22 protein-coding genes and 2 pseudogenes are annotated in these 25,574 nt (G+C 51.9%); 10 read left to right on the top strand and 14 right to left on the bottom strand.

Features of this window, described 5'->3' with window-relative positions:
• Positions 1-3: 3 nt before the first annotated feature.
• The 8 genes from B6S09_RS07290 to B6S09_RS07250 all read right to left on the bottom strand — a co-directional run bounded on the left by B6S09_RS07290 (position 4) and on the right by B6S09_RS07250 (position 5,092).
• The gene (locus tag B6S09_RS07290) at positions 4-522 is read right to left on the bottom strand and encodes a GrpB family protein (protein WP_094277843.1); all 519 of its coding nucleotides are present in this window, start codon (positions 520-522) and stop codon (positions 4-6) included.
• A 64-nt stretch (positions 523-586) separates the two neighbouring features.
• On the bottom strand, positions 587-1,369 hold the full coding sequence (locus B6S09_RS07285) for an alpha/beta fold hydrolase (protein ID WP_094277842.1): 783 nt from the start codon (positions 1,367-1,369) through the stop codon (positions 587-589).
• A 25-nt stretch (positions 1,370-1,394) separates the two neighbouring features.
• The gene (locus tag B6S09_RS07280; protein WP_094277841.1) at positions 1,395-1,904 is read right to left on the bottom strand and encodes a GNAT family N-acetyltransferase; all 510 of its coding nucleotides are present in this window, start codon (positions 1,902-1,904) and stop codon (positions 1,395-1,397) included.
• Between the two features lie 608 nt (positions 1,905-2,512).
• Positions 2,513-2,965 (bottom strand): carboxymuconolactone decarboxylase family protein, encoded by a 453-nt coding sequence (locus tag B6S09_RS07270; RefSeq protein ID WP_094277840.1) that lies wholly within the window; start codon positions 2,963-2,965, stop codon positions 2,513-2,515.
• 46 nt (positions 2,966-3,011) lie between these two features.
• Positions 3,012-3,128 carry a DUF1294 domain-containing protein gene (locus tag B6S09_RS18785; RefSeq protein ID WP_094277839.1) on the bottom strand — a complete coding sequence of 39 codons (117 nt, stop codon included), beginning with the start codon at positions 3,126-3,128 and terminating at the stop codon, positions 3,012-3,014.
• A gap of 50 nt (positions 3,129-3,178) precedes the next feature.
• Positions 3,179-3,772: a DUF4304 domain-containing protein gene (locus tag B6S09_RS07260; RefSeq protein WP_134113969.1), complete on the bottom strand. Its 594-nt coding sequence runs from the start codon at positions 3,770-3,772 to the stop codon at positions 3,179-3,181.
• A gap of 89 nt (positions 3,773-3,861) precedes the next feature.
• Entirely contained in the window at positions 3,862-4,257 is a 396-nt protein-coding gene (locus B6S09_RS07255) for a hypothetical protein (RefSeq protein ID WP_094277837.1), read from the bottom strand.
• A gap of 115 nt (positions 4,258-4,372) precedes the next feature.
• Complete coding sequence (locus B6S09_RS07250) at positions 4,373-5,092, bottom strand: hypothetical protein (protein ID WP_094277836.1); 720 nt, start codon at positions 5,090-5,092, stop codon at positions 4,373-4,375.
• A gap of 150 nt (positions 5,093-5,242) precedes the next feature.
• Between B6S09_RS07250 and B6S09_RS07245 the strand changes: the two are divergent.
• Positions 5,243-6,416: pseudogene (locus B6S09_RS07245) on the top strand (IS4 family transposase).
• A gap of 77 nt (positions 6,417-6,493) precedes the next feature.
• On the opposite strand, the gene B6S09_RS07240 reads toward B6S09_RS07245, so the two are convergent.
• Positions 6,494-7,168: an HNH endonuclease gene (locus B6S09_RS07240; RefSeq protein WP_243832802.1), complete on the bottom strand. Its 675-nt coding sequence runs from the start codon at positions 7,166-7,168 to the stop codon at positions 6,494-6,496.
• A 179-nt stretch (positions 7,169-7,347) separates the two neighbouring features.
• On the opposite strand from B6S09_RS07240, the pseudogene B6S09_RS18645 reads away from it, so the two are divergent.
• Positions 7,348-7,520 (top strand): annotated as a pseudogene (locus B6S09_RS18645) (IS4 family transposase); the annotation flags it as partial.
• Between the two features lie 101 nt (positions 7,521-7,621).
• Here B6S09_RS18645 and B6S09_RS07235 read toward each other — a convergent pair.
• The 4 genes from B6S09_RS07235 to B6S09_RS07215 form a co-directional block, all read right to left on the bottom strand.
• Positions 7,622-9,490, bottom strand: a complete 1,869-nt coding sequence (locus B6S09_RS07235; RefSeq protein ID WP_134113968.1) for an AAA family ATPase — start codon at positions 9,488-9,490, stop codon at positions 7,622-7,624.
• On the bottom strand, positions 9,487-9,987 hold the full coding sequence (locus B6S09_RS07230) for an ABC-three component system middle component 2 (protein WP_134113967.1): 501 nt from the start codon (positions 9,985-9,987) through the stop codon (positions 9,487-9,489). The genes B6S09_RS07235 and B6S09_RS07230 overlap by 4 nt, the downstream gene beginning before the upstream one ends.
• A complete protein-coding gene (locus tag B6S09_RS07225) occupies positions 9,980-11,083 on the bottom strand; it encodes an ABC-three component system protein (protein WP_094277833.1) in 1,104 nt (367 codons plus the stop codon). The genes B6S09_RS07230 and B6S09_RS07225 overlap by 8 nt, the downstream gene beginning before the upstream one ends.
• A gap of 1,067 nt (positions 11,084-12,150) precedes the next feature.
• Positions 12,151-13,530, bottom strand: a complete 1,380-nt coding sequence (locus tag B6S09_RS07215) for a DEAD/DEAH box helicase (protein ID WP_094277831.1) — start codon at positions 13,528-13,530, stop codon at positions 12,151-12,153.
• Between the two features lie 397 nt (positions 13,531-13,927).
• Between B6S09_RS07215 and B6S09_RS07210 the strand changes: the two genes are divergently transcribed.
• The 5 genes from B6S09_RS07210 to gcvA all read left to right on the top strand — a co-directional run bounded on the left by B6S09_RS07210 (position 13,928) and on the right by gcvA (position 19,291).
• The gene (locus tag B6S09_RS07210) at positions 13,928-14,959 is read left to right on the top strand and encodes a sensor domain-containing diguanylate cyclase (protein ID WP_094277830.1); all 1,032 of its coding nucleotides are present in this window, start codon (positions 13,928-13,930) and stop codon (positions 14,957-14,959) included.
• Between the two features lie 172 nt (positions 14,960-15,131).
• A complete protein-coding gene (locus B6S09_RS07205; protein WP_243832801.1) occupies positions 15,132-15,410 on the top strand; it encodes an ankyrin repeat domain-containing protein in 279 nt (92 codons plus the stop codon).
• Positions 15,407-16,597 carry a cyanate transporter gene (locus B6S09_RS07200; protein WP_094277829.1) on the top strand — a complete coding sequence of 397 codons (1,191 nt, stop codon included), beginning with the start codon at positions 15,407-15,409 and terminating at the stop codon, positions 16,595-16,597. The genes B6S09_RS07205 and B6S09_RS07200 overlap by 4 nt, the downstream gene beginning before the upstream one ends.
• Before the next feature lie 207 nt (positions 16,598-16,804).
• A complete protein-coding gene (dddP, locus tag B6S09_RS07195; RefSeq protein ID WP_208321705.1) occupies positions 16,805-18,151 on the top strand; it encodes a dimethylsulfonioproprionate lyase DddP in 1,347 nt (448 codons plus the stop codon).
• A gap of 201 nt (positions 18,152-18,352) precedes the next feature.
• Positions 18,353-19,291: a transcriptional regulator GcvA gene (gcvA, locus tag B6S09_RS07190; RefSeq protein ID WP_094277828.1), complete on the top strand. Its 939-nt coding sequence runs from the start codon at positions 18,353-18,355 to the stop codon at positions 19,289-19,291.
• 171 nt (positions 19,292-19,462) lie between these two features.
• Here the strand turns inward: gcvA and B6S09_RS07185 are convergent, their stop codons facing one another.
• Complete coding sequence (locus B6S09_RS07185) at positions 19,463-21,169, bottom strand: BCCT family transporter (protein ID WP_094277827.1); 1,707 nt, start codon at positions 21,167-21,169, stop codon at positions 19,463-19,465.
• A 325-nt stretch (positions 21,170-21,494) separates the two neighbouring features.
• On the opposite strand from B6S09_RS07185, the gene B6S09_RS07180 reads away from it, so the two are divergent.
• The 3 genes from B6S09_RS07180 to B6S09_RS07170 all read left to right on the top strand — a co-directional run bounded on the left by B6S09_RS07180 (position 21,495) and on the right by B6S09_RS07170 (position 25,573).
• A complete protein-coding gene (locus B6S09_RS07180; RefSeq protein WP_094277826.1) occupies positions 21,495-22,682 on the top strand; it encodes an aromatic ring-hydroxylating oxygenase subunit alpha in 1,188 nt (395 codons plus the stop codon).
• A gap of 2 nt (positions 22,683-22,684) precedes the next feature.
• Positions 22,685-24,112 carry an aldehyde dehydrogenase family protein gene (locus B6S09_RS07175; protein WP_094277825.1) on the top strand — a complete coding sequence of 476 codons (1,428 nt, stop codon included), beginning with the start codon at positions 22,685-22,687 and terminating at the stop codon, positions 24,110-24,112.
• Positions 24,113-24,199: 87 nt separating this feature from the next.
• Positions 24,200-25,573, top strand: a complete 1,374-nt coding sequence (locus B6S09_RS07170) for an FAD-dependent oxidoreductase (RefSeq protein ID WP_094277824.1) — start codon at positions 24,200-24,202, stop codon at positions 25,571-25,573.
• The last annotated feature ends 1 nt before the right edge of the window (position 25,574 follow it).

The raw sequence follows: 25,574 nt of genomic DNA, 5'->3' as shown, positions 1-25,574 counted from the left end.
GGGCTAAGTCAGTGTTCCTAAAACCGACTTTACGAAGGGTGACTTTTGTTTACCATAGGCTTCCTGTTCAGTAACCCCAGCGGCCAAAATCGACTGTTTTGACTGCTCATATTCCTTACGAGCATCCGGGTTATTTAACATATACGCCTTATATTGTTCCTGCTTGCTGTGCACTTCGCTTCCATCTTGTATAACATGGATATGAAGATAATATTCTTTTCCATTGTGCAATACAGCGCCATCTTTCCTGGGTCTGCTCGGTGGAAACGGTTGATCACTCACCTGATCCTGAAAGCCCAAACCCATTAAGTGCTCTACGGCAGCATCCAGATCGCCTTCTTTATATAAAACAGACAGATCAATGATCCCTTTGCCACCCACCTTAAACGAGGTCGACCCAAAATGGATCACTTTAAATCGCTCGGTCTGAATGTTATCCATAACGAATTGTGCTACCTCCAGGTACTCGGAAGACCAAGGGGTAAAGCCGGCTTCAATTTTCTTGTACTTTAATATTTGCATAATGTGTTTATTTAGGCTCCGTGGTTTTTGTATCGGGAGGTGGCGGCCAAGTTGGGGAGCATTTTTATTGGTCCTGATGAAGGAATATGCTTTTTATATGGTCTGAAAATTTCTCAGGGTTTTCCTGCGGCAGCATATGGCTTTCACCGGACATTTCTTGCAGTTCGGCCTGGTTGATTAAGGCTGATGTTCTGGCGGTGACCAGCCTGAACAGGGGACGGGTATGTTCACCATAACCCAGTACTACCGGGACGCTGATGTTGGCAACCGTGTCCGGATTTATTACCGGTTGCTCTTGCTGATGCAGCTGATGGGCCAAGGTATGGCGTTTGGCTAGCTGTGCCTCTTTTACCGAACAAGGTTGGCTCTGAAAGTAGCCCTGTTTGTTTCCTGAACCATCTATCAGCGAGGCAACTGCCAGCTCCAGGTTGCCATGGCTAAACTCCTCAAACACCTGGCCAAACATGGCATTCGCATCCTGTTGCCAGGTATTCAGCTCAGATTCCTGCAAGCACCCCGGATAACCCGGCTCATAAAGAAACACGCCTGATACGGGAAAGTCCTGTTTTGCCAGTGCATTCAGCACCACATCTGCACCATAAGACCAGCCGACTATTTTTACTGGTTTATGCCTGGCCAGCTCATTAACTAACGCTGCCAACTCGTCGGCATGAGTGTTTAAACCAAAACCACCGGTGTCGCCTTCATCAAAGTGACGTAAAGTTACTGACACCAGCTCAAAATAAGGCGCAAGAAGCGCCATATGCTTATGCCACATAGCACCATCGGCCAGCGCGCCATGCACCAGAACGAGGTAATCACCATTACCTTGCTGTATATATTTCACTAATCATGTCCTCTGGAGGGCGGCATCAACCGAGTGGGGTTGGCATCCGTTTTGAACGGTTTGCCGGGTGAAAGTTACTGACATTTAATTCATAGGTTGTAAATGTACTGCCGAGCATCTCTGTCTGAAATGTTCTTTGAGAGATGTTACGCAAGAATCTGTATTCCGGGCGAGTATACAACAAATGGATATAAACAACCTCGAGGCCAGCGTCGTTAGCCCAGACCATCAGTGACTTAAAGACCGACTGTCCAATCCCCCAGCATGTCTCATCGAGCACGATGGCTATTTCATGGCCGAGATCAGATGACTGGATGCCACACCAGCCGGCCAACTTTCCATCAAGTTTGATCGCCCTGACAATACAGCCTTCAAGCCTGTCCTGATCCAGTTTGTCGTTAATCCAGCTTTTAACGGAGGCCAGATCAAACGCCTCATGAGCTATAAGGTGTTTGCGAGTGCTCAGCTTGTTTAATATCGGGATCATTGCTTCCGGAGCGATGCTATTGAGAGGGATATACTGAATGTTGCTCATTGGTTAGTATTTCCTTGGCAATTTTAAGCTAAGGGGTAAGTTCAGTGTTGATGTCTACCTGAGAAAGTAGAACCGTTATTAATCGGCTTTTTCGTTTTTTATCGGAGGTATATGGTCAAGACTACTGTTTAGCCGCAAGCTGTTGTAAAAACACCCGATGTAAGTGACTCATTTGAGCGTGGTTGAGGGGCATGTTGGCTTTCTCAGAGACTTCAAAATCGTTCGTCGCGTATCGCGGGAAGCACAAGTTCACGAACGTAAGATGCATTAGACATATTAATAAGCGATTTTACAACACTGACTACATCATGAACTGGCACTAGCTGCCCGTCACCTCGAAGCGCTGCCTCACTTAATGGCACTGAGAGATTATCCTCCGTGTTCAGGTAGCCCAACTGCAAACAGGTAACAGCTAACCCGTCGTTTCGAAAGCTTTCTGGTGTCGCTCGGTCACTCACGTGAAACATCAGTCACTTCATCACCGGCAGAACACAGCCCCTCGACAAAAGCGCGACCAAGGCCTTTGCTTGCCCCAATGACCATCATCTTCATAAACCAACCCCCCTTATTTGTTATTCCAGTAACAACAGTAGTGCCTTTAGTCGTATTTACGTTTTGACAGGGTAACGGCTGGAAACCGCGATGCGATTCCAGGTGTTAATAACAACAGCAAGCCACTCAATAGCAGATATTTCTTCTTTGGAAAGATTTTCTATGGCCTGCTTGTAAACCGCATCCGGTACCTGGCCGACAGAGATTAATGTAATTGCTTCAACAAGTTCCAAGGCGGCTTGTTCTTTTGGGCTAAAATATTCAGTCTCTTTCCATGCGGTAAGTACAGCTACACGATCACCGGACTCTCCACAAGCAAGTGCATCCTGTGTATGCAGCCTGATACAGAAAGCACATTGATTGATCTGAGATGCACGCAGGCGTAAGAGGTGTGAGAAGCCTTCCGTAATACCTGCATTAATCAAAGCTTCGGAGGCAAGTCGGTCAAGCTCAATGACTTTTTGATACAACGCAGGGCCAGACTTACCAAGATTTATTCTTTCGGTCATTCGACCTCCTTATGTTGTACGGCCAATGCCGTTTTTTGTGGACCATTTATGGGTTCCTACATAGCCGGGCGCTTGGCCAGCCTCCCAGTAATGAGAATAGGTGAAGTGTCTTTTCAGATGTTCGCCAATTGCTACTTGGTGCTGTTGGTCGACCCTTTGCCACAGTGGAGTAAGCCCATTTATTTGGCTGAGGTGTTAACTAAAGAGGGGAAGCTACAAGTGTTGCCACCACGATAGCCCCAAATTTTTTGCCCATGATTTAAACCTGGATTTAGCAGCAGGCCTATCTAATAGAATTTGATCATACCTTGCTTTGGCTTCTAACTCATCACCCATAAGTAGTGCCGCAGCGATCGACTGCAAGGATGGTTGTTGTTTCAATTTATCGGATATATCTGCAAGGTTCGAATATTTTTGGAGCCAAGGAAAGCCATGACTAGACATAGCTTCTGAAATTTCGTTGGCTAGATCTGATATGTCTGTTTGATCTGATATCTCCCACCAATAATCCTCACCGTGAACCAATATGCCTAGACGTTCTCTTACAGTGGAATCATACTCTTTTGGCTTTGAGGGTATCTTTAAACCGGACTTTTCAGAAATGGCGTTGTTTATTACTCCTAGATTTACAGCAAACTTTCCATCTTTACCTAGATTTCCCGAACTAGCTTGGATATTGACTATATGCCAGCCATCGTCCAATTCTTTTAAAAACGTTCGGCCACTTTTCTTAAAGCCATTTTCCTTCATGACTTTAGAGAGCCCTTCCTTGACTACTTGATCTATCCTTTTACTGACTTCGTTCACTCTCTCTCCAAAGTACTTAACAGATTAAATAAGAGGGGGGCGGTAACCGGTCCCGACTGCTTGCAGTGGCTGCAATTAATTGTTACGTATTAAAGCTTTATCTTGAACTGACCACAATAAGTTAACGACGCATTGGAAACTGGTGTTTCTTTTAAAGGGAAACCACCTAAAGCCTGCTCATAAATCAGTACAAGTATGTTCGCCCCGCCAATATTATTTTTGATATAAGCTATGTCTGAGGCCGCAACTCCTATGCTGGAGAGGTATTGAAAGTCTAAATCAACGGTTTCGATGAAGTCTTCATCTAAATATGAGTTGATATTCTTTAGCAGTTCATGGGATGGATTTCGATCTTCCCAGGCTGCGTATTCTTCATCAGAAACTGACTCATCTGGTTCTGGCTCCCATTGAGACTGAGAGTAGAGGCAGGCTGCTTCAATATTTTCAAACTCCCCAGAAAATACGTAAACAAACTTTTCTTGCATAGCTTGACGACTCCTTTATATATAACGCTTGGTTCAGGTGCGCCGTAGGTTAGGTGTGTCCATTACACCGGGGGAAGTCCACTATCCGCGTGTAGTAACTTGTTAGGCGCACCCGTTATAATTTAGCTAAATCATCAACTAGCTGCGGATTCTTTGACATAAAGGCGACATACGACTTACCAAGTGGTGTTAGTTTGTAACCATCGCCATCTTCAGACATCAGCCCGTTACTTACTGGATAAGCAATATATTTTATCCAATCCCACTCCAAAAGCCCGTCTCGTACTGCTTCTTTAGCCGAAATAAATATTCGATGGGCATCTTCTTTAGCGATGTATCCGGCGTTATTTGCCATGATAGAAAACAAATTAAATTGGGAACGGAACAGTACCTTGTTTATATCAAAGTATCGTATTGCACATTGAAGTAACGACAGCTCCCTCATCAACAACTCGGTTTTCTCTGGATCGCTGATATTTAGAGCAGATAAATGCGTGTTTATTGCACTATATACATCTTCGCTAAATTCCGTCTTTTGCTGTAGATGTCTCTCTCTTATTGCCTCAATTCCCATATTTTTAGGCAAGCTAACTGAATTGCTCCCTGCTGTCTCAAGGGTCTCTGATGATTGCTTTGCCGCAACGAATTTTGCAGATACGCCAGAAGTTGTAGCCGATACTTCCGAAACGGTATTTCTGGTAAAAAATTTCCGGATCGCCGCTGAAACATCTCCGCGGAATCTAACCCCAATGACTAGAACTACAATTGGCCATGCAACATTTTTAATGAGTTCAACAATCAGTTGTGGTGTCCAGTTACAGATCGGATCTTCCATTTTTTCTCCTGTCGCCTAACGCCGCATTCTAGCGAATCCCCTCATAATTCTCTTCTGAATCAGAGAGGTAGACGCGCGCCCTGCCGTTTGATCTAATTAATTTCGCCAAAAACACATTAGTTCTCAACGCCCCTATGAGGAGAGTGCAGGATGCGCGATGTTCATATCCTACAAGAATTGCTGGCCCAACACTGCCCGGAAATACATAAAAGCGGCTTAATTCACTCATCGCTGCTACTTCTGCTCTTCTGGAAGGAGATACTCTGTCTCTGACCGGGCTGGGCCGTCATATCGCTGGTAAAACCGCTACCAAACATTCCATCAAACGGATTGATCGTCTGCTGGGAAATGCTGGTCTTCATCGAGAACGGTTAGTCTTATACCGCTGGCATGCAAGAAATCTGTGCGGACTCAACCCCATGCCGGTCATCCTTATCGATTGGTCTGATGTTCGTGAGCAACTCCGGCATATGACGCTCAGAGCAGCCATCGTACTCAAAGGCCATTCCATCACGCTCTATGAGCGCGCATTTGCCTGGGAAGATTATAACTCGCCGCGCAGTCACAACCGCTTTTTGCATGAGCTGGCCAGTATCCTGCCGTCGGGGGCCGTCCCTTTACTGATCACCGACGCAGGCTATCGCAATACCTGGTTTCGCGAAGTGGCTTCCTACGGCTGGTACTGGCTGGGGCGAGTACGCGGTGATGTGGCTTTTACTCCAGCCGGTCAGGAGCAGTGGCGCTCCAACAAGACCCTGTATTCCGATGCCAACCAAACACCCCGTTATATCGGGCCAGCAAAGCTGGCCAGAAAATCTCCGATTCGCTGCGACCTGTACTTGTATAAAAGCGATGCCAAGGGAAGAAAAAGCACACTGCGCAACGAGAATATCTCAAAGGCAGCACAGAGCCTTGGCTGTTGGCGACCAACCTTCCGTCAACACTGTTCAGTGCGGCAAAGGTGGTGAGGCTTTATGCCAGAAGGATGCAGATAGAAGAATCATTCCGGGATCTGAAAAGTCCTCAGTACGGATTTGGTCTTCGTCAGAGCCGAACACGTTGTCCACGGCGCTACGATATCCTGCTGCTCATCGCCTTGCTGGCTGAAATCATCTTGTGGTGGTTCGGTCTTGCTGCTCAGCAGGCGGGTTGGCAGCGTCACTTTCAAGCCTACACCATTCGACACAGGGCCGTGCTGTCATCAGTCCGGCTCGGTAAAGAGATCCGCAAGCGGCCACACTATCGTATCACCGAACAGATGCTGTACTGGGCCAGATTGGAGTTAATGCGCCTGGCTCATCACGCGGGGAGCTCCGAATTATGAGGGGATCCTCCAGCATTTGAGTTCAGGCCGCGGCCCATCAGGGACGTCGGCCTGCAACGTATTGTTGGGCACCACAACTACGCGCCAAAGTGGAATTTTCTATGGCAGTTTGGGCAGACAGCAATGGTGTTTTCAACAGTATCTTTGCCGCCCATTGATAGTTGGATTATGTGATGAACCTCTAGGAAAGGTGATCCGTCCTTCGACCGCCTAAAAGGGGCATCCGCGTGACACGACTCACACATTCCTTTCGCCCGCAACAAAACCTCGGCTACAACATCGGGGTTTCTGGCATATGCTGTGGTTACGACAATTACTTGCTTAGGGATCTTATTCGCACCAACTAGCCGATTTTTTCTTTCTGAAGATGACAATTTCAGTGACTTTTCAATAGACTGCTGTAGCTCTTCATTCAGTGTCTCGAGCACAACCGCGCCAGTGTTTCCAAATAATTTTGAGTTCTGCTCGATATGGCACGCCTCATTGTTTCTGATATTTACGCGCTCATACATCCCCAACACACGCTTACCGTCATCAGTTGCGCCCCTTTTCCAATGCTGCTTAATGAAAGTCTTAAAGACACCATGGCTCCGCATTACGGTGATCAAGTAGTGCTTTTTTACTCGGAGAGCGTTTTGCTGACTTAATGATCTAGATATAATCAGCCGCGATTCATCTATATAAACATTCGACTTATTAAGAAACTTCTTTGCCGCAAAGTACGGGAAGGTTTTCGTGGGATCTTCTTTCACATTTCATCCTCCCTTGCTGATGAAGACACTGCCGTTCTAGGTGCCCAACGCCCAACTCTAGCGAATCCCCTCATAATTCTCTTCTGAGTCAGAGAGGTAGACGCGCACTCTGCCGTTTGATCTAATGAATTTCGCCAAAAACACATTAGTTCTCAACGCCCCTATGAGGAGAGTGCAGGATGCGCGATGTTCATATCCTACAAGAATTGCTGGCCCAACACTGCCCGGAAATACATAAAAGCGGCTTAATTCACTCATCGCTGCTACTTCTGCTCTTCTGGAAGGAGATACTCTGTCTCTGACCGGGCTGGGTCGTCATATCGCCGGTAAAACCGCTACCAAACATTCCATCACGTCTCTGCGTTATCGAGGTGTGTCCGTTAAAGCGGGTGAGATCCAAGTCCGACAGCAGCCGCTTGTTATACGGTTCCTACACTATTTTCAATCTTTAAGTTAATTCTTGGTCTTTGTCGGGAAGAAACCATAGCGTCCTGAGTTTTTCTTAGTAAACTGAACAATCTGCTTTCCTGAACTATACTTACTCGGTATGGACTTTTTATTTTCAAAAACAATAATCTGTTTAGTGTTCCAAGCTGACAAGCTATCAAAGAACTTAATATTTACATCCGTACCTCTAAGGTCATCTTCCTCATTCTCAGGCTCTTCATAGGCAAGTAATGGTGAATCAAGTATCGAAAACCCTAAGTGAGGAAGCTCATTCTCTTCTGTATATTTCATCAGTCCGAGAGTGGCTGCAGCGTGCGTAATAGCACGGTATCCTTTGCCATTGCTAATTCTATGTTTCCCATTAATAACAAAATCACCTGTATCCTTATCAAAGTGAACATCATTGGAGTTAGGAAATCCCCATTCTTGCAGAAAGTTCCGTACTTCTTTCGAAAGCTTAAACAAAGCGCTTGTTGGCAACGTCCTTTCGCTTTCGCCCTTGCTTTTGGATTCATTCTTCGGAGCTGAATTTTCTAACTCTTCTTTCTTTTTAGTTAGGAAAATTAATTGTTCATGCTGTTTTATTGACGCATTTACTTGAGATTTAATATTGAAAAGTTCTGAATAATTGGTTCTCTGCTCCACTAACTCAGGGTTCACAATAGCTAATTCTTTAGCCACAGAAGATATTTTATCCCTAATGGCTGGTAACTGTTCAGTAATTGAATCTAACTCTGAATTAAGATTATTCACAGTTAATTTAAGTTCATTACTAAGCCCTTCAATCTTAAATTTTTCTGATACTGCTGCTGCAACAACATTCTGAATTCCCGCATCGCAATCTTGATGAGTTTTATCCTCAGAAACGCGTCTTCCACAGGTAGGACATTTTTCAGATGGTAATGCTTCGAGTAAAATTCCCGTTTCAGAGATACTTTCAAGTCTAGCGATATCTGAAGCATACTGACTTTGTAGCAGATTGAACCGGGATAACATTTCCTTAACTTCATCGATTCTTTTGCCTTTGAGTTCTAACTCTTCTCTTAACGCAGCCCGATTATTGACTAAGCTATTGTATTTTTCCTCATTGGCATCAAGAGTAGAACGTTCTTTTAATATGGTTTCTGATAACCTTTTATCTTGGTCTCTAAGCTCCGTCAATGAATTTTCTAATGTAGATATATCACCTAATGAATTACCTTGTTCTTCTATCAACTCCTTTAATACTTCTATTTTCGCTTCTCTAGATAGAGCTTTTCTTTCAACTTCTGCTGGTAACAATGAGCTATCATCTACCCCCGTAAGAATAAATTTTAGTCTAGACTTATGCTCAGTTTTTTTTGTGTATTGTTCACTAATATATGGTGAGGATTCTTTTTGAATATTGGCTTCATTAACAATAAAAAGATCTAGCGAATTTCTTAAAGTTAAGCTAACCAGTCCATTCTGCGCATTTTTTTTAAGTTTCTTGTTAGATAAATTAACTTTCTCTAGTATGAAAGAAGAAATGCTTTTGATTTTTTTTGTTTCAGTATTAGGTCTTAAAATGACCGGCTCGATATCTAGCGGCTTATTTTTATGCAATCCTTCGAAGCATTCATAATCTCCACCATCTATATTTCTTACAAATGTGAAACACTCTGATTTAGAAAACTCTACACCTAGAATTACTTGAACATAACCTTCGTGTTCAGGAAGCTCTTTCAGGGGCTTTTCTGCACCCAACATAAAGTCAATTCCATCTAAAACGGATGACTTGCCTGTATTTGAAGGGCCATATATTAAATTCAAACCACTTCCAAACTCTATTTCTGCTGATTCCTTTAACGGGCCAGCAAAAACAATAAATCTAATTTCCATTTCAACAATACTCAACCATTTTTCGAAATTGACATTTCTGCTATCTGGAATTCATCTCTCCAGCGATCAAATGCGGAATTGAAAACCTCCGTAAACAACCTATCACCATGATCGTTATACATAATGATAGCCCACTGTGCTCTTTGATTAAGTTCTTTTATATATTCATTTGTTAAGCATTCGATAAAGACACAGGCAAGTTCTGTGGCACGGTAATAGAAACCATCAGGTGTTATCACTTTTTCTACAAGCTTTTTGCTCTCCATAAGAGCAAGACCATTCTCTACTAACGGCCTCCTTACCAAAAGCTCACCACTTCTTTGTACAACATTTGGGTGTAAGCTTGGTGGAGCGTTTGCAATATCTCCGGTATGAACAACAATATGATCCAAAGCCAATATTTGCTGTATATCGAACTTATTATCTAGGTTAACGACTAATATGCATACTGCCCGCACTCCAGTTTCTAGGGCATTATTGAATATGTAGTCTGAATGTAGAACTTCACTCATCGTCATTCAACCATTTCAATTTATCATTATTGGCTAATTGATGGCATATGCCATATCTATCTTTTACCCTGACAGTTTCAAATAGACCATTTGAATCAAGAGGAACTGACTTTGACTCTCTTAAAACAGCCTTAACTTTAACTAAGCCATTTTCATAATCGTCTTCTGCTGCATCTATAACTCCATCAAGCATTTCATTCTGAAGCGCTTCAAATGTGCCTAGTGGAACAGAATCTCGTGCAAAGGTTCTCAACGATTCAGCAAAGTAGAAGTATTCTCTTTGTCTAGTAAAATGATTTTTAAGGTCTGGGAAGCAATCTATCTGAAAGTTTTGTTTTTCAATACCTTTACTATCAGCATAAGCATTATGTAATTGCTCTATATAGCGGGCTTCATTCTTTTGAAAAGCCTCAGGTGGCTTTAAAGGCGTAGGTCGATCTTTTAGGCCACCACCAAACCTTATCGAGTAGTATGGTGTTTCCCTATATTCCTCGATAATTTCATTTACTGGTTTATATTTGAAAATGCCAAAATCAAAACCCAAGACGAAATTTTTAAATTCACCCTCAAGTAAAATTTCTTTTGTTGTTGTTATGCTCTTCGAACACCAGCCATCCCACTCTTCAAAAAGCTTAGCCTTCAACTTATCTGAATTTAATAGTAGTTTTTTGAGCGAGGGGCCACAGTCCTTAGGAGCAAAAAAGTAATAACAATTTGGCTTTGTCAAATTGCCATTGTAAACATGCCACAACAACTTGCCAATTTCAGGGATTGCAGTTCCTGGTGCCAAAGCGTCACCTTTATAGTATTTGCATTGATAATTTTCCCAACTTCCAGAAAATCCATTCTCAGTGTGAAAACAAGCAACATCAACTCCAAAATCATTAGCTCCACCTAAGCGTGTTACAAGGTGATATTTTGATTTTTGAAATGTGCCCCACTCCTCTAAAAAACATTCCCACTCTTCTGCTGAGAAGAGAAATAAGTGCTGCCTAGGAGTTATTAATTTCCCATATGAAACTTGTCGGAAAGACGCTGTGTCGTTTTCACTCTTAGGCTTAGCTAATTCGAGATCATTTAAGTCGAAGTCTAGCACTGAAAAAACTTCCTTTTTCTAGGCATGGTTCCCACGCATTATTTTTACAATTTGAATGTTCAGGCAATCACGTGATGAGATTTACCCTATAACAGTTGTATGTTGACCCGGCTCAATAACAAGCAACCGAGAGCCTCAGCAGGTTAGGGTTAAGCTTTTGATTTACAAAAAAAGAAATAACCCTAATGGCGGTATTCTTATGCGTGAAAACGAGATGTCTCAATAACTCCGTATGCTGGTCTTGAATGTTTTCGAGAATAGCTTATAAATCACTGGTTTATAATGGAAAAAAGTTATCTGCTTGCTGCCAATCGAGAACTCCGATGAGTGTAAGCAGGAATAAATAGGGTACAAAGCAGGGCAAGATTACGAAATTTCCAGTTCCGGCAGGTAGTCAGTATGGTGATTTTTCCGCTTTTGTTTGCGTTGAAAACTGTGATGTCAGCTTCAGGGCATTGAATGCCATATGGCAGACGGTGGTCATTGGGCGATGCTGTCATGCACAGGAATATTGTTCTTAAAGTCACCATACTGGCGCAGCCAGTTGAGACGATCTTGCCCTTCCTGCAGCAGGGATCCGGTCTGTTGTATAAAAAGCAGGTTTTAGGGAAATGCTACCGCCCATCACTGTGCTGAGGCGTAAGCGCATGCCTGAGTTACTCGTTTGAGGCATATTCTGTCGCACGGGTGTAAAAAGGCAATGCAAAAAGCGAGTTTTGCGGAGTGGGTGCACGAATTTGGTGGTGCTTGTGCTGGGTTGCCGTCTTTGTTTGTACTGGGATGGGGGAGAGTGTGGCGGTGCCTGGGGTGTAGTAAGGTGTCGTCTGCACTGGGTTCCCGCCTTCGTGGGAATGACGGGAGAAGGTGCGGGAGCGGCGGATGGGGCGAAAGCGACGGGGGATGGGGTGGTAGTGTTCGGGGGGAGGGGTAGGCGTCGTCTGTGCTGGGCTCCCGCCTTCGCGGGAGCGACAAGGAAAGGGGTAGGAGCGACGAGGAAAGGTGCGGGAACGACAACAAAACACGACCGTGATAAAAAAGCCGGCCAATTGGCCGGCTTTTGCACTTAATTACCGCGAGTAGCGCTCTGCGCGTTTGCCACGCAGTTTCTTTTTCTTGGGTCCGGCTTTTTCGGTGCCGGTCTTTTTCAGGCGTACCGGGCTGGGGCTGCGCTTTTTGTCGCCGTCAATGCGGTTGGTTTTGCCCTTGGCGCGGCCTTCACCGTTGCCTTCCAGTTCAATGATGGTGGCAGTGGCCTTGTTGGAGCGGCCGGAGAGCACCTTGCGGGAGATCTTTTTCAGCAGTTCATCCCGGTTGGAGACTTCATAGCCCGGCTTGTTAATGCGTTTGATGGGCGCGCCAATCAGCTTCTCAATGCGGGCCAGGGTTTGCTCTTCTTCCCGGCTTACCAGGGAGATGGCCTTGCCCGGGGCACCGGCGCGGCCGGTGCGGCCAATGCGGTGCACATAGTCTTCCGGCAGGTAGGGCAGGTTGAAGTTCACCACCTGCTCCAGGCCCTGAATGTCCAGGCCGCGGGCGGCTACTTCGGTGGCAATCAGCACCTGCAGCTTGGCGGATTTAAAGTCGGCAATGGCCCGGCGGCGGCTGCCCTGGCTTTTGTCGCCGTGGCACACCGCTGCCTCAATTTTGTTCTTTTTCAGCCCGGCCTGCAGGCGGTCGGCCTGCTCCTTGGTGCTGGTGAACACCAGCACCTGAAACCAGTTCTGCTCTGCCAGCAACTGCTCAAACAGCTCAATTTTGCGGCCTTCTTCCACCGGATACACCGCATGGCGCACGGTGTCGGCGGTGCTGTTCACCCGGGTAACGCGAATTTGCTGATGGTTGTGCAGCACCTTATGGGCCAGCTCGTTCACTGCCGGCGAGGTGGTGGCGGAAAACAGCAGGGTCTGGCGCTTGGGCGCGGTCAGCTGCATCAGCTTGAGCACGTCGTTGATAAAGCCCATGTCGAGCATGCGGTCGGCTTCATCCAGCACCACAAATTCCACATCGGTCAGGGCCACATTGCCTAGGGTAATGTGCTCCATCAGCCGGCCGGGGGTGGCAATCACCAGATCGGTGCCGGCGCGCAGCTTGTTGGCCTGGCCGCCCATTTTCACGCCGCCATAGAGCGCGGTCACGCTCAGGGCCAGGTACTTGGCATAGGCGGTAATGTTGTCGGCCAGCTGCTCGGCCAGCTCCCGGGTGGGGGTGAGGATCAGCGCGCGCGGGCGGCGCTCTACCGTGGCCTTGGGGTTGTCGAGCATGCGCTGCAGCACGGGAATGGCAAAGGCGGCGGTTTTGCCGGTGCCGGTCTGCGCGGTTACCTGCAGATCCCTGCCGCGGCGGGCGGGCACTATGGCCTGGGTTTGTACCGGGGTCATTTCACTGTAGCCACAGTCTACGAGTGCCTGTTGCAGCTCGGGGGCCAGATCCAGAGATGAAAATTGCATAAGAGTTCCTCTGTAGAGTCGCTACAGTCAAAAAATCGAGGGTGGAATATACGTTATTTTGCCTTCGGGGGAGAGGGTTAATTGTGGTTTTTGCTTGTTTTTTGCGCTTTTTGACTGTTCGTAAGCGGCGAACGGCGTTTCGAGTGAAAGCAGGAAGAGTAAGTAATTCAATGATGGGGGCTTTTGCATGAAGGGTGCCCCGGTTTACGGGGCCTTCTCGACAGCACTCCGGCCACCTGGCGCACGTCTTGTTTTTTAAGTATTTGCGCCAGTTTTCGACGCTTATCAATGGAACCTGCCATTGACAGCAGATAAGCTTACCCGATTCGGCACATTTGAATCCATTTGTGCCGTACACGGCAAACGACCGAACAGGAATAAGGTATAGGGTGTCGGCATGATAGAAAGTACGGAAGCGGGTTACCTGGTCAGTCCGTATCTGGCCTGGGGTGCAGTGGTCACGCTGCTGGTGCTGGCCGGGGGCTGGGTGTGGTCTCTTTGGCGTTATCAACGGGCGGAAGACCGCCATGATGGCGTGGAGCAGAATGTACGCGAACGGGCAGACTCCTTTCGTTATCTGGTAGAAACCGCCCATGAGGGCATAGTGGTGGTGCAGAACCGGCGGCTGGTTTATCTGAATCCGCGGATGTGCGAGATGACCGGTTACAGCGAGGCTGAGCTGCGCGCGCTGCCCACCTTTATGCCGCTCATTCATCCCTCAGCTCGTGAGGTGATGCTGGCCAATCACCTGCGCCGGCTGGCGGGCGATCCGTCTCCTCAACGCTATGAAAGCCTGTTTCTGAAAAAAGATGGCACCAGCTATCCCATTGAATTGAGCGGGGTCGCCATTGTCTGGCAGGGCGAGCCGGCCACGCTGAACATGGTGACCGACATTTCGGCGCGCAAGGTGGCCGAAGAGAAAATGCAGTATCTGGCCCACCACGACAGCCTCACCGGCCTGCCCAACCGCTATACGCTGCACGAACGCCTGAAACAGGCCATTGCCCTGGCCCGGCGTACCGGGGTGCCGCTGGCCGTGCTGTTTATCGATCTTAATGGTTTCAAGAAGGTCAACGACGACCATGGCCACGAGGCGGGAGACTGCCTGCTGCAACAGGTGGCCGGGCGCATCAGGCCCCTGCTGCGGGATTCAGATACCCTGGCGCGCATGGGCGGAGATGAGTTTGTGATTCTGCTGACCCAGATAAAGCAGCCAGAAGATGTGGCGCAAATTACCGCGCGCATTGAGGCGGCCATGGCGCCAGTGTTTCAAATTAACGACCAGGCCCTGCGCTGCAGCTTCAGCATGGGGACGGCATTGTTCCCGCAAGACGGCACCACGGTGCAGGCCCTGCTGAACCGGGCCGATCACCAGATGTACGCCCATAAGAACCGCCATTATCAGCGCGAGGCGCTGCCCCAGAGCTGAAACACAAAGCATCCTTGCGGGTACGGTGGCTGCCGAGTTATTCGCAATTCCAATAGACTCCATTCAAATATTTAATTTTTCAATAAGCCGGCGGGCTTCTACCATGCCGCAATGGGGTTACCCCTTTCACCAGATTGACGCGGTGGCCGCACTCGCCGCTTGGGAGATATCCATGTCGCTTGCACGTTTTTCCATTCATGGTTTTTTGTTGGGGGCCTTGCTGATGTCACTGATGACCCATGCCGCCGGCGGCGAGCCGGAACAACAGCTGAGGGCAGCTGCCATTAATGGCGATGCCCCGCGCATTACCGCGTTGCTGAACGCCGGCGCCCAGCTTGAAAGCCGGGACGACAACGGTCGCACTGCGCTGATGCTGGCCACCCGCCACAACCAGGTGGATGCGGCGCAAGTGCTGATGGCCTTTTATTGCTTAACCGGAATGTATAGATGACCTCACAATCACGCTCTCTTGCTGCTGGGCAGGGCGCCATGCTGCTGCTGGTGGTGCTTGTTGGCCTGAACCTGCGGCCCTTTATTACCGGGCCCGGTCCGGTAATGGAGATGATTCGCTTCAGCACCGGCCTCAGCTATGTGGGTATGTCGCTGATCACCCTGCTGCCCTTTTTGCTGATGGGCGTGGGCGCTTTTGCGTCGCCCCATCTGCAGGCCAGATGGGGTACCCGCCGGGGGCTGCTGACAGCGCTGGCGTTGCTGATGCTGGGCTCGGCCTTGCGGCTGGTGGTGCCGAACGGTGTCGCATTGCTGTTTACCTCTTTGGTCTGTGGTATGGGCGTGGCCTTTGTGCAGTCGGTGTTTCCCGGCATCATCAAGCAGCAGTTTGCGGGGCGCATGGCCATGGTTACCGGCCTGTATTCGGCAATGATCATGGGCGGCGGTGCCATTGGTGCCCAGCTTACGCCCTGGCTGGCGGGCACCGGGCATCACTGGCAACAGGCCCTGGCCTGGCTGGCTCTGCCGGTGGTTCTGGCCTGGCTGTGCGCGCGAAAGGTGCTGCTGGAGCAAGGGGGAAGCCGGCCCGAGCAGGGTCTGGCCGGGCGTCTGCTGTCCCGGCCTCGCACCTGGCAGCTGATGCTGTGTTTTGGCTTTGTGAACGCCGGCTACTCCACCATGGTGACCTGGCTGGCCCCCTACTATCAGCAGCTGGGCTGGACGGCTGCCAGCAGCGCGGCTCTGGTGTCGGTGATGGCGGTGGCCCAGGCGGTGTCGGCGGTGGGCATTACCCTGCTGGCCCGGGGCCAGGATCGCCGGCCCTGGCTGTGGCTGACCCTGTTGTTGCAACTGGCGGGCTTTGCCGGCCTGCTGCTGCAACCCGAGCTGGCCCCCTGGCTGTGGGTGGCAGTGTGTGGCATGGGCCTGGGCGGCAATTTCTCCATGTCGCTGGTCACCGCTCTGGATCATCTTCCGGTGCCCCAGCAGGCGGGGGTGCTGACTGCACTCATGCAGGGTGGCGGCTTTTTGCTGGCGGCATTGGGGCCCTTGGCGGTGTCGCTGCTGCTGGAAAGCACCGGTACCTTTGCTGCCGGCTGGATCCTGCACCTGGGGCTGGTGAGCGTGGTGCTGTTAACCACCTTGCGCTTTAACCCGCGCCGCTACGCCCAGGCCATGGCCAGCGGCTAAAGTCGGCTTAAGTCACTCCGCCTGACTGCTATTGTGGAGCCGGGCGGAGCCTTTTCCCCATGCGTAAAGCTCATGCGAGCCTGACTTTTTGTCGCTTTTTCTCCTGTTACAGTTGTGACACTTTATTAACATTCCCGTTTCTTCGGAAAGGAATGGCTGCGCGCAAAGGCGCACATGGGCAAGTGTCACTAACATCAGGGGTAAACCATGAACAGTGCTGGCATGTTTTCGTCGGTATCTTCCAACAGAAAGATTGATCCTTCCCGTCGCCGGGGCCAGTTTAAGCCGGATGGCTCCCTTAACGATAACGACAGGGTTGAGATAGGCCCCACCGAGCTGGCCTTTGCCGAATGGGAAGCGCTGGGCATTACACCGCCCACCCTGGAGCGCATGCGTGAATACCGGCTGCAGCGGATTGTGGCCGAGCTGCAAAAGCGCGATCTGGCCGGGGTGCTGCTGTTTGACCCGCTGAATATTCGTTACGCTACCGACACCACCAACATGCAGCTGTGGATCACCCACAACCATGCCCGCGCCTGCTTTGTGTCGGCGGCGGGTCATGTGATTTTGTGGGACTTTCATAACTGTGAGCACTTGTCGGCCCATTTGCCGCTGGTGAAAGAGGTGCGGGGCGGGGCGGCCTTTTTCTATTTTGAAACCGGCAACAAAACCGAGCAGCACGCAGCCCGTTTTGCCGCCGAAGTGCAGTCGGTGCTGCGGGAGCATGGCGGCAGTAACAACCGGCTGGCGGTCGACAAGATTGAAATGGCCGGCTTTACCCAGTTGCAGCGCCTTGGCATTGAAATGAGCGACGGCCAGGAAGTGATGGAGCTGGCCCGCGCTGTTAAAAACGAAGATGAGATCAACGCCATGCGTTGTTCCATTGCCTCTACCGAAATTGCCATGAAGCTGATGCAGCAGGCGTCGGTGCCCGGCGTGACCGAAAACGATATCTGGTCCATTCTGCATGCGGAAAACATTCGCCGGGGTGGCGAGTGGATCGAATGCCGCATTTTGTCTTCCGGCCCCCGCACCAACCCCTGGTTTCAGGAGTGTGGTCCGCGGGTGGTGCAGGCTGGGGAGCTGCTGGCCTTCGACAGCGACTTGATCGGCCCTTACGGCATTTGCGCCGATATTTCCCGTACCTGGCTGATTGGCGACGGCGAACCCACGGCGGAGCAAAAGCACCTGTATCGTGTGGCCTATGACCATATTCAGCACAATATGAGCATTCTGAAGCCGGGCATGAGCTTTCGGGAAGTGACCGAAGCCGGCCTGCTGCTGCCGGAACCCTACCGGGCCCAGCGTTATGGCGTAATGATGCACGGGGTGGGGCTGTGCGATGAATATCCTTGCATCCGTTACCCGGAAGATCTGGAATGCCATGGTTACGACGGTGTACTGGAGCCGGGCATGACCTTGTGTGTAGAGGCCTATGTGGGGGCCGTGGGCGGCAAGGAAGGGGTGAAGCTGGAAGACCAGGTGCTGATCACCGAAAACGGCGTGGAAAACCTGACCCGCTATCCCTTTGAGTCGGCGCTGCTGTCCGACTGAGTCGCAGGGCACAGGCCCGCATCACTAACCTTTCGCTCCCGCGTTCAGCGGGAGCACATTAGTCATATTTTCGGCGAAGATGAGCGCGATCACGTTCGTGCTTTCCGGCTATTTGATAAATCTGGCCGGCCATCAGAATAATGATAGAGTGCGCCGTAAAAGGGACAGGAGTCGTCCGTCCGACAGACGTCAGGAGTGACCATGAAAATTAAGCCACTGCCGCCGATGAACAGCCTTATTGTGTTCGAGGCGGCGGCCCGCCATCTCAGCTTTACCCTGGCCGCCAATGAACTGAGTGTGACCCAGGGGGCGATCAGCCGGCAGATCCGTCAGCTGGAAGAATACCTCGGCAAGGATCTGTTTGTGCGGGCCAACCGTAATATTTCTCTTACGCCAACGGGCATGCAGTATTATCAGACCATTTACCGGGCGCTGCTGGATGTGGCCAGCGCTACCGGTGAAATCAAGAAATGGCAGGGAGAGCAACAAATTACCGTGGCCACCACCAATGCCATGGCGGCGTTGTGGCTGTTGCCCAAGGTGGCGGTGTTTCAGCAGCAGCATGGTGAAGTGGATTTACGTATTCTGGCATCGGATCAGGTGACCGACTTTCGCCGGCTGGACTGTGACATTGCGTTGTTTTATTGCCGCCTGCCACCGGCCGAAATGCAGGTAACCGAGTTGTTCCCCGAAGAGGTGTTTCCGGTGTGCAGCCCGGCTTATCTGGAGCGTAACAACAATGGGGCCTCACCTGAGGAACTGTTTAGCAGAACACTGCTATATCTGGATGAATCCCAGCGCGACTGGCTTTCCTGGCAGGAGTGGTTTGAGCAGGTTGGCTGGTCTCCCATTACGCCCCGTAACCGGATTAACATCAATAATTATCCCATGCTGATCCAGGCTGCCCTTAATGGTCAGGGTATCGCCCTGGCCTGGGGCTCGCTGGTGGATGAATACCTGGAAAGTGGTGCCCTGGTGCGGCCAGTAGACACAGTGCTGCGTACTCCGGCCAGTTTCTGCATGCTGGAGCCGCTGAACCGGGGCGTGGTGCCCAACAGCGTGAAAACGTTCCGTAGCTGGCTGCTGGAACAATTACCGGGCCAGGTTGGTGAAAAAGGCCTGCATGAACAGTCCGAGTAAGGCGGTGTTTCCCGCCCGCTTCGTAGTCATTCCCGCCCGCTTCGTAGTCATTCCCGTGAAAACGGGAATCCATTCCGCAGACACCGCAGTTGTGTGAGACTCAGCCCAGGCCGCGGCAATAAAAAAACCGGCATGTTTTGCATGCCGGTTTTTTTGTGTGCGAATAGCCGGTTATTTGTTGATCACGGGCGAGCTCAGATCCACAGTGCCAGTGGCCTCAGCGGTTTCTTCAAACAGCGGCTGAACCGAGCCGTCCAGCTTGGCCGGTGCCGGGCGCACATTGTCGGGCACCATGGCCCAGGGCTTGGGCTCACGCCGGATGCTGTGCACCAGCGTCATGCTCATGACCGCAATAAAGATGCAGATGGGGAAGCCGGCAATAATGGATGCGGTTTGCATCGCCTTGAGGCCACCGGCATAGAGCAATACCCCGGCAATGGCCGCAATCATAATGCCCCACAAAATCCGTATGGGTTTGGGAGGCTCCGGATTACCCAAGGAGTCCAGGGTGCAGAGGATCAAGGTGCCCGAGTCTGCCGAGGTGATGAAATACGTACCCAGCAACAGGCAGGCCAGCACACTCAGCAGCTTGCCCATGGCGCCGGCATCCAGCTCGTCAAACAGGGTGAACAGCGCCAGGGTGGTATCTTTCTTGGTGGCCTGAAGAATGGGGCCGCCGGCAAAGGCTTCCTGAGCCGGTTCACCGGCCTCGGCCAGTACCACCGCCTGTTGCTCGTAGGCTACCCGGGCTTCCTGCTCTACCTTCAGCGCCGAACCACCAAATACCGCCATCCACAAAAAGGTCATCAGGGTCGGCACAATCAGGGCTCCGCCAATCAGCTCACGAATGGTACGGCCCTTGGAAATGCGCGCCACAAACATGCCCACAAAGGGAGCCCAGGTCATCCACCAGGGCCAGTAATAGGCGGTCCACCAGTTTTGCCAGCCAGAATCTTTCTGGGTGTCACTCCAGAAGCTCATGCCCACTACCTGGCTGCTGTAGTCACCTACACCTTCCAGAAAGGCGTGCAGAATATAGCGGGTAGGGCCAATGTAGAGTACGACCAGCACCATCAGGACCGACAGCACCATATTCCATTCCGACAGCCGGCGGATGCCCCGGCCGACTCCCGACAGCACAGAGACCACGGCGCAGGTGCACAACACCACAATAATCAGCAGCTGCACACCAAAGCCAATGCTGGTGCCAAAGACCTGGTTCAGCCCGGAGTTAATCTGGATCACCCCCATGCCCAAAGTCTGGGAGATACCGAAGGCGGTAACCGCAACGGTAAGAATGTCCACGGTATGGCCGATGGGGCCGTAAATACGATTGCCGATCAGCGGGTAGAGAATGGATCTCAGGGTCAGCGGCAGTCCTTTACGGTAGGAAAAATAGGTCAGCGCCAGGGCTACGATCAAAAAGATAGACCAGGGGTGCAGGCCCCAGTGAAAGAAGGTCAGCCACATGGATACCCGGGCAGACTCGTTGGTGAGCCCTTCCGCAAACGGGTTGCTGGCATAGTGCCACATGGGCTCGGCCACCGACCAGAATACCAGGCCAATGCCCATGCTGCCCGAGAACAGCATGGCAATCCATGACAGGTAACTGAACTCGGGTTTTTCGTCGTCCTTGCCCAGCCGGATATGACCAAAACGGCTGAGCATCAGATAAAGCAGCAGGCCAGTCACCAGGCTGACCACCAGCAAATAAAACCATTTCATGTTGTGCAGCAAGGCACCGGAAATGGTTTCAAAATACTGGCCAGCCTGGTTGGCCATAATGGCACAAAACAATACGAACCCGATGACCAGCACCTTGGAGGCGATGGTCACCGTTGGGTTGAGTCCTTTCAGGATCCCGGATGTAGCACGCATAACTCCTCCCTCTGCGTAGTACGCTAATTGGTTAATCAGTTGTTAACGCCGTGAGGTTAGGGATAGCAGCATAAGCGCTCAACCTATTTTTTCTCATGCGTCAGTGATGACAACTCATGCGGCAGAGTCAGAACTACAGGAGAAAATATCAGGGTGGTTACATTTGAATCACATTTTACACGGATGACAAAAGCTCATTAACACCCGGCTAAAAAGTCGTTTGTTTGTTGCGGTCCTGTTAACCAGAATCCACTCCATCGGCACCGGAGTGTGCCCATAACAAGGAATCACGCAGCCACTGCTGCGTTACTGTGGAGAAAGCAACATGAGCAACGTCAGCCAAACCATTATTCCTGTTCAGCAGGTTGAAAGCGTACTGAACCCGATTGTAGAAGCCAGCGGCATGCCTAATACCGCCTACATCAGTCAGGAATACTTTGCCTTTGAGCGCGACAAGGTGATTGGCCGTACCTGGGCTTGTATCGGTTTTGCGTCCGATCTGGTTAAAAACGGTTACGTGATGCCGGTCAGTTTTATGGGGCTGCCGCTGTTGATGATGCGCAATAAAGACGGGGAAGTGCAGGTGTTCCATAACGTCTGCAGCCACCGCGGCATGCAGCTGGTGCATGAAGCCGGCGAAGTGCAGGGCATGATCCGCTGCCCCTATCACTCCTGGACCTATGATCTGGACGGTAACCTCAAGGGCACCCCGCACATTGGCGGCATTGCCAAGCATAAGGATGACCGCTTCAAGTGCGAGAAGCATGGCCTCAAGCCACTGCGCTCTGCCATCTGGATGGACATGGTCTTCGTTAACCTGTCCGGTGATGCGCCTTCTTTCGAAGAGCATATCGCACCGCTGGAAACCCGCTGGAACGAGTTTATTGGCAGCGATGGCCTGAGCCAGCTGCGTCGGGTCAATATGGGCGGCCACCTGGAAATTGAAGTGCAGAGCAACTGGAAGCTGACCGTAGAAAACTACTGTGAAGCCTACCATCTGCCCTGGGTACACCCGGCGCTGAACACTTACTCCAAGCTGGAAGATCACTACAACATCATGTTTGAAGACCGCTTTGCGGGACAGGGCAGCTACAAATACGACCTTTCCGGCACCGCCGGCACGCATTTGCCCAAGTTCCCCGGCTGGCCGGAAGACAAGCTGCGTCATGCCGAATACGTCGCGCTGTTCCCCAATGTGCTGCTGGGCATTCAGGCGGATCACGCTTTCGCCATGATGATTGACCCCATTCACGCGGAAAAAACCATTGAGCGGCTGCGTCTCTACTATGTTGGCGACGAAGCCACCAGCGATGAATACGCTGCCTGCCGCACCGCCACCCTGGAGTCCTGGCGTGTGGTGTTCGGCGAAGACATCGGTGCGGTAGAAGGCATGCAGCGTGGCCGTCATTCCCCTGGTTTCGGCGGTGGTGTGTTCTCGCCCGAGATGGATCTGCCTACCCATTTCTTCCAGAAATGGCTGGCCACCCAGACCAAAGCTGCCCTGGAGGACTGAGCATGCAACATTATCTGAATTACGTAGATGGCGAATGGCGGGATGCGTCCCGCCAACTCACTGTCATGAATCCGGGCACCGGTGAAGCCTACGCCACTGTTGCCCAGGCCGGCATTGAAGACGCTGATGCGGCCATGGCTGCCGCCCGCCGCTGTGTGGACAGCGGCGCCCTGAGCGACGTGCGTCCGGCCCAGCGTACCACCTGGATGCTGAAGGCGGCTGAGGCCATCCGTGCCATTGCCGACGAAGGCGGCCTGGTGGGCTGCCGGGAAAACGGCAAGAGCCTGAATGACGCCCGCGATGAATTTATTGAAGCGGCCCGTTACTTTGAATATTACGCCGGCATGGCCGACAAGATTGAGGGCATTTCGGTGCCCTTGGGCAAGGACTATGTGGACTTTACCCAGTACGTGCCTTTTGGTGTGTCGGTGCAGATTGTGCCCTGGAACTTCCCGGTGTCCATCTGTGCCCGCTCACTGGCTCCGGCGCTGGCTGCCGGCAATGCCGTGGTGATCAAGTCACCGGAAATTTCGCCCCTGGCCATGACCCTGCTGATCAAGGCCGTGGAAGAGGCAGGTTTCCCCAAAGGCGCGGTTAACCTGCTGTGTGGCAAGGGCTCGGAAGTGGGCAGCCATCTGGTGCAGCATGCTGACACCAACCAGATCGTGTTCACCGGCTCCGTGCCCACCGGCCAGCGCATTCTGCGCGATGCCGCCGAACGGGCCACCCCGTCGGTAATGGAGCTGGGCGGCAAGTCTGCGGCCATCGCCCTGGCAGATGTGGATCTCGACACCCTGCTGGCCAGTGTGAAAGTCGGCATCTTCTTTAATGCCGGCCAGGTGTGCTCTGCCATGTCCCGCCTGCTGGTGCAGCGCAGCCGCTACGACGAAGTCAAGGCTGCCGTGGTTGCTCTGGCCGAGAGCCTGACCATTGGTCAGGGTGAAGGCAACCCGGATCTCACCCCGGTGGTGTCTGAAGATCAGCAGCAGCGCGTGCTGGCGATGATCGAGCAGGCCCGCAGTGAGGGCGCGACCGTGCTCACCGGCGGTGTGGCCCCGGACTTGTCCGGCTATTTTGTGGCACCCACCGTGATCGAGGCGACGCCGGACATGAGCATTGCCCGGGAAGAAGTGTTCGGTCCCGTGCTGGTGATCATGCCCTTCGACGATGAAGACCACGCCGTGGCGCTGGCCAATGGCACCGATTTCGGTCTGGTGGCCGGGGTATTTGGTGAAGGTCTGAATCAGACCCTGCGCGTAGCCAACCGGCTGCGGGGCGGACAGGTGTTCATTAACGAATGGTTTGCCGGCGGCATTGAAACGCCCTTTGGCGGCGTGGGCCTGTCGGGCTTTGGCCGCGAGAAAGGACAGGAAGCCATTTACAGCTACGTTCAGACCCGCAATATCGGCATTCGCCTGCGTCAGGGCTGACAGTAACAAGGAAAGATCCGGTGTTGGTCTGAGATGGGCCATCACCGGCTTGAAGCAAAGCAGTAACAGGGTAGTGGGGAGAGGAAGATGAAAAAGTGGTTATGCATCATCTGCGGACTGATTTACGACGAAGCCAAGGGCTGGCCGGCTGACGGCATTGCCCCGGGCACCCGTTGGGAAGATGTGCCGGACGACTGGTTGTGCCCCGATTGCCTGGTGGGCAAGGCAGACTTCGAAATGCTCGAGATCACCGACGAAGAGCCGGCACCTGTGGTGGCGGTGGCCGAGGCGGTAACGCCGGCGGCCGAGCCTGAACTGGAGCCGGTGGTGATTATCGGTACCGGTCACGGTGGCTATCAGCTGGCGGCGGCACTGCGTGCCCGCTCTCCCGAACTGCCCATTACCCTGTTTACCGCCGATGACGGCGCCCTTTACAGCAAGCCGGCCTTGTCCAATGCCCTGGCGCTGGGCAAGGACGGCGACAGCCTGGTGAGCGAAACCGCGCTGTCCTGGGAACAACGTCTGGGCGTGCGGGTTTATCCCCATACCCGGGTGGAAAAAATCGACCGGGACAACAAGCGGCTGCACACCAGCATTGGTGAATATCCTTACGGCCGCCTGGTGCTGGCCACCGGTGCTTCCCCCATTGTTATTCCGGTGGCGGGTGAACAGAGCGCCATGATCAGCGTGAACGATTTGCTGGACTACCGCCGTTTCCGCGAACAGCTGGCGGGTAAAAAGCACGTTACCATTCTCGGTGATGGCCTGATCGGCTGCGAGTTCGCCAATGATCTGGCGGCTCAGGGCATTGCGGTGACTGTGGTCGGACTGGGCCAGTGGCCGATGGAGCGGTTGATCCCGCAGCCCCTGGGTGAAGCCTTGCAACGGGCCCTGAGCGGCCTGGGTGTGGAATGGGCGCTGCAGGACAGCATTTCCCACATTGCAGCCGACGGTGACGGTTATCGCCTGCAATTGCAGAGCGGCACCGAGCTGGCCACTGATCTGGTGCTGAGCGCGGTGGGTCTGCGGCCCAATACCGGGCTGGCGCAGGCGGCCGGCCTGACTACCGGACGCGGAATCAGCGTTGATCTGACTCACGCCACCAGCGATCCGGCCATTTTCTCTCTGGGCGACTGTGCCGAAGTAGCCGGGCAGTGGGCACCCTATATCGCTCCTATCAATCAGGCCATTCCTGCCTTGGTGAGCGGTCTGCTGGGCCAGCCCGCCGAGGCCGCGCTCAAGGCCACGCCGGTGCTGGTGAAAACCCCGGTGCTGCCATTGTCGGTACAGCCGGCCATGGGCCCCGGCGAGTGGCGGGTGGAAGCCCACGGCGAAGAGCTGGCGGCCGGTTTTTATGGCCCGGACGGCAGCCTGAACGGGTTTGCGCTGCTGGGCAGTGCACTGCAGAGCCAGCGCGGTCAGTGGCTGGAACAACTTAATCCGGCTCGAAGCGCGGCCTGAG

Source organism: Oceanimonas baumannii (assembly GCF_002245495.1).
Classification (GTDB): domain Bacteria; phylum Pseudomonadota; class Gammaproteobacteria; order Enterobacterales; family Aeromonadaceae; genus Oceanimonas; species Oceanimonas baumannii.
This window is presented reverse-complemented; position numbering and strand designations above follow the sequence as displayed.

Bases quoted from the DNA above. Each gene is read 5' to 3' on its own strand.
- B6S09_RS07290 (WP_094277843.1), bottom strand. From the start codon at position 522: ATGCAAATATTAAAGTACAAGAAAATTGAAGCCGGCTTTACCCCTTGG.
- B6S09_RS07280 (WP_094277841.1), bottom strand. From the start codon at position 1,904: ATGAGCAACATTCAGTATATCCCTCTCAATAGCATCGCTCCGGAAGCA.
- B6S09_RS07270 (WP_094277840.1), bottom strand. From the start codon at position 2,965: ATGACCGAAAGAATAAATCTTGGTAAGTCTGGCCCTGCGTTGTATCAA.
- B6S09_RS07255 (WP_094277837.1), bottom strand. From the start codon at position 4,257: ATGCAAGAAAAGTTTGTTTACGTATTTTCTGGGGAGTTTGAAAATATT.
- B6S09_RS07250 (WP_094277836.1), bottom strand. From the start codon at position 5,092: ATGGAAGATCCGATCTGTAACTGGACACCACAACTGATTGTTGAACTC.
- B6S09_RS07230 (WP_134113967.1), bottom strand. From the start codon at position 9,987: ATGAGTGAAGTTCTACATTCAGACTACATATTCAATAATGCCCTAGAA.
- B6S09_RS07215 (WP_094277831.1), bottom strand. From the start codon at position 13,530: ATGCAATTTTCATCTCTGGATCTGGCCCCCGAGCTGCAACAGGCACTC.
- B6S09_RS07210 (WP_094277830.1), top strand. From the start codon at position 13,928: ATGATAGAAAGTACGGAAGCGGGTTACCTGGTCAGTCCGTATCTGGCC.
- B6S09_RS07205 (WP_243832801.1), top strand. From the start codon at position 15,132: ATGTCGCTTGCACGTTTTTCCATTCATGGTTTTTTGTTGGGGGCCTTG.
- B6S09_RS07200 (WP_094277829.1), top strand. From the start codon at position 15,407: ATGACCTCACAATCACGCTCTCTTGCTGCTGGGCAGGGCGCCATGCTG.
- dddP (WP_208321705.1), top strand. From the start codon at position 16,805: ATGAACAGTGCTGGCATGTTTTCGTCGGTATCTTCCAACAGAAAGATT.
- gcvA (WP_094277828.1), top strand. From the start codon at position 18,353: ATGAAAATTAAGCCACTGCCGCCGATGAACAGCCTTATTGTGTTCGAG.
- B6S09_RS07185 (WP_094277827.1), bottom strand. From the start codon at position 21,169: ATGCGTGCTACATCCGGGATCCTGAAAGGACTCAACCCAACGGTGACC.
- B6S09_RS07180 (WP_094277826.1), top strand. From the start codon at position 21,495: ATGAGCAACGTCAGCCAAACCATTATTCCTGTTCAGCAGGTTGAAAGC.
- B6S09_RS07175 (WP_094277825.1), top strand. From the start codon at position 22,685: ATGCAACATTATCTGAATTACGTAGATGGCGAATGGCGGGATGCGTCC.
- B6S09_RS07170 (WP_094277824.1), top strand. From the start codon at position 24,200: ATGAAAAAGTGGTTATGCATCATCTGCGGACTGATTTACGACGAAGCC.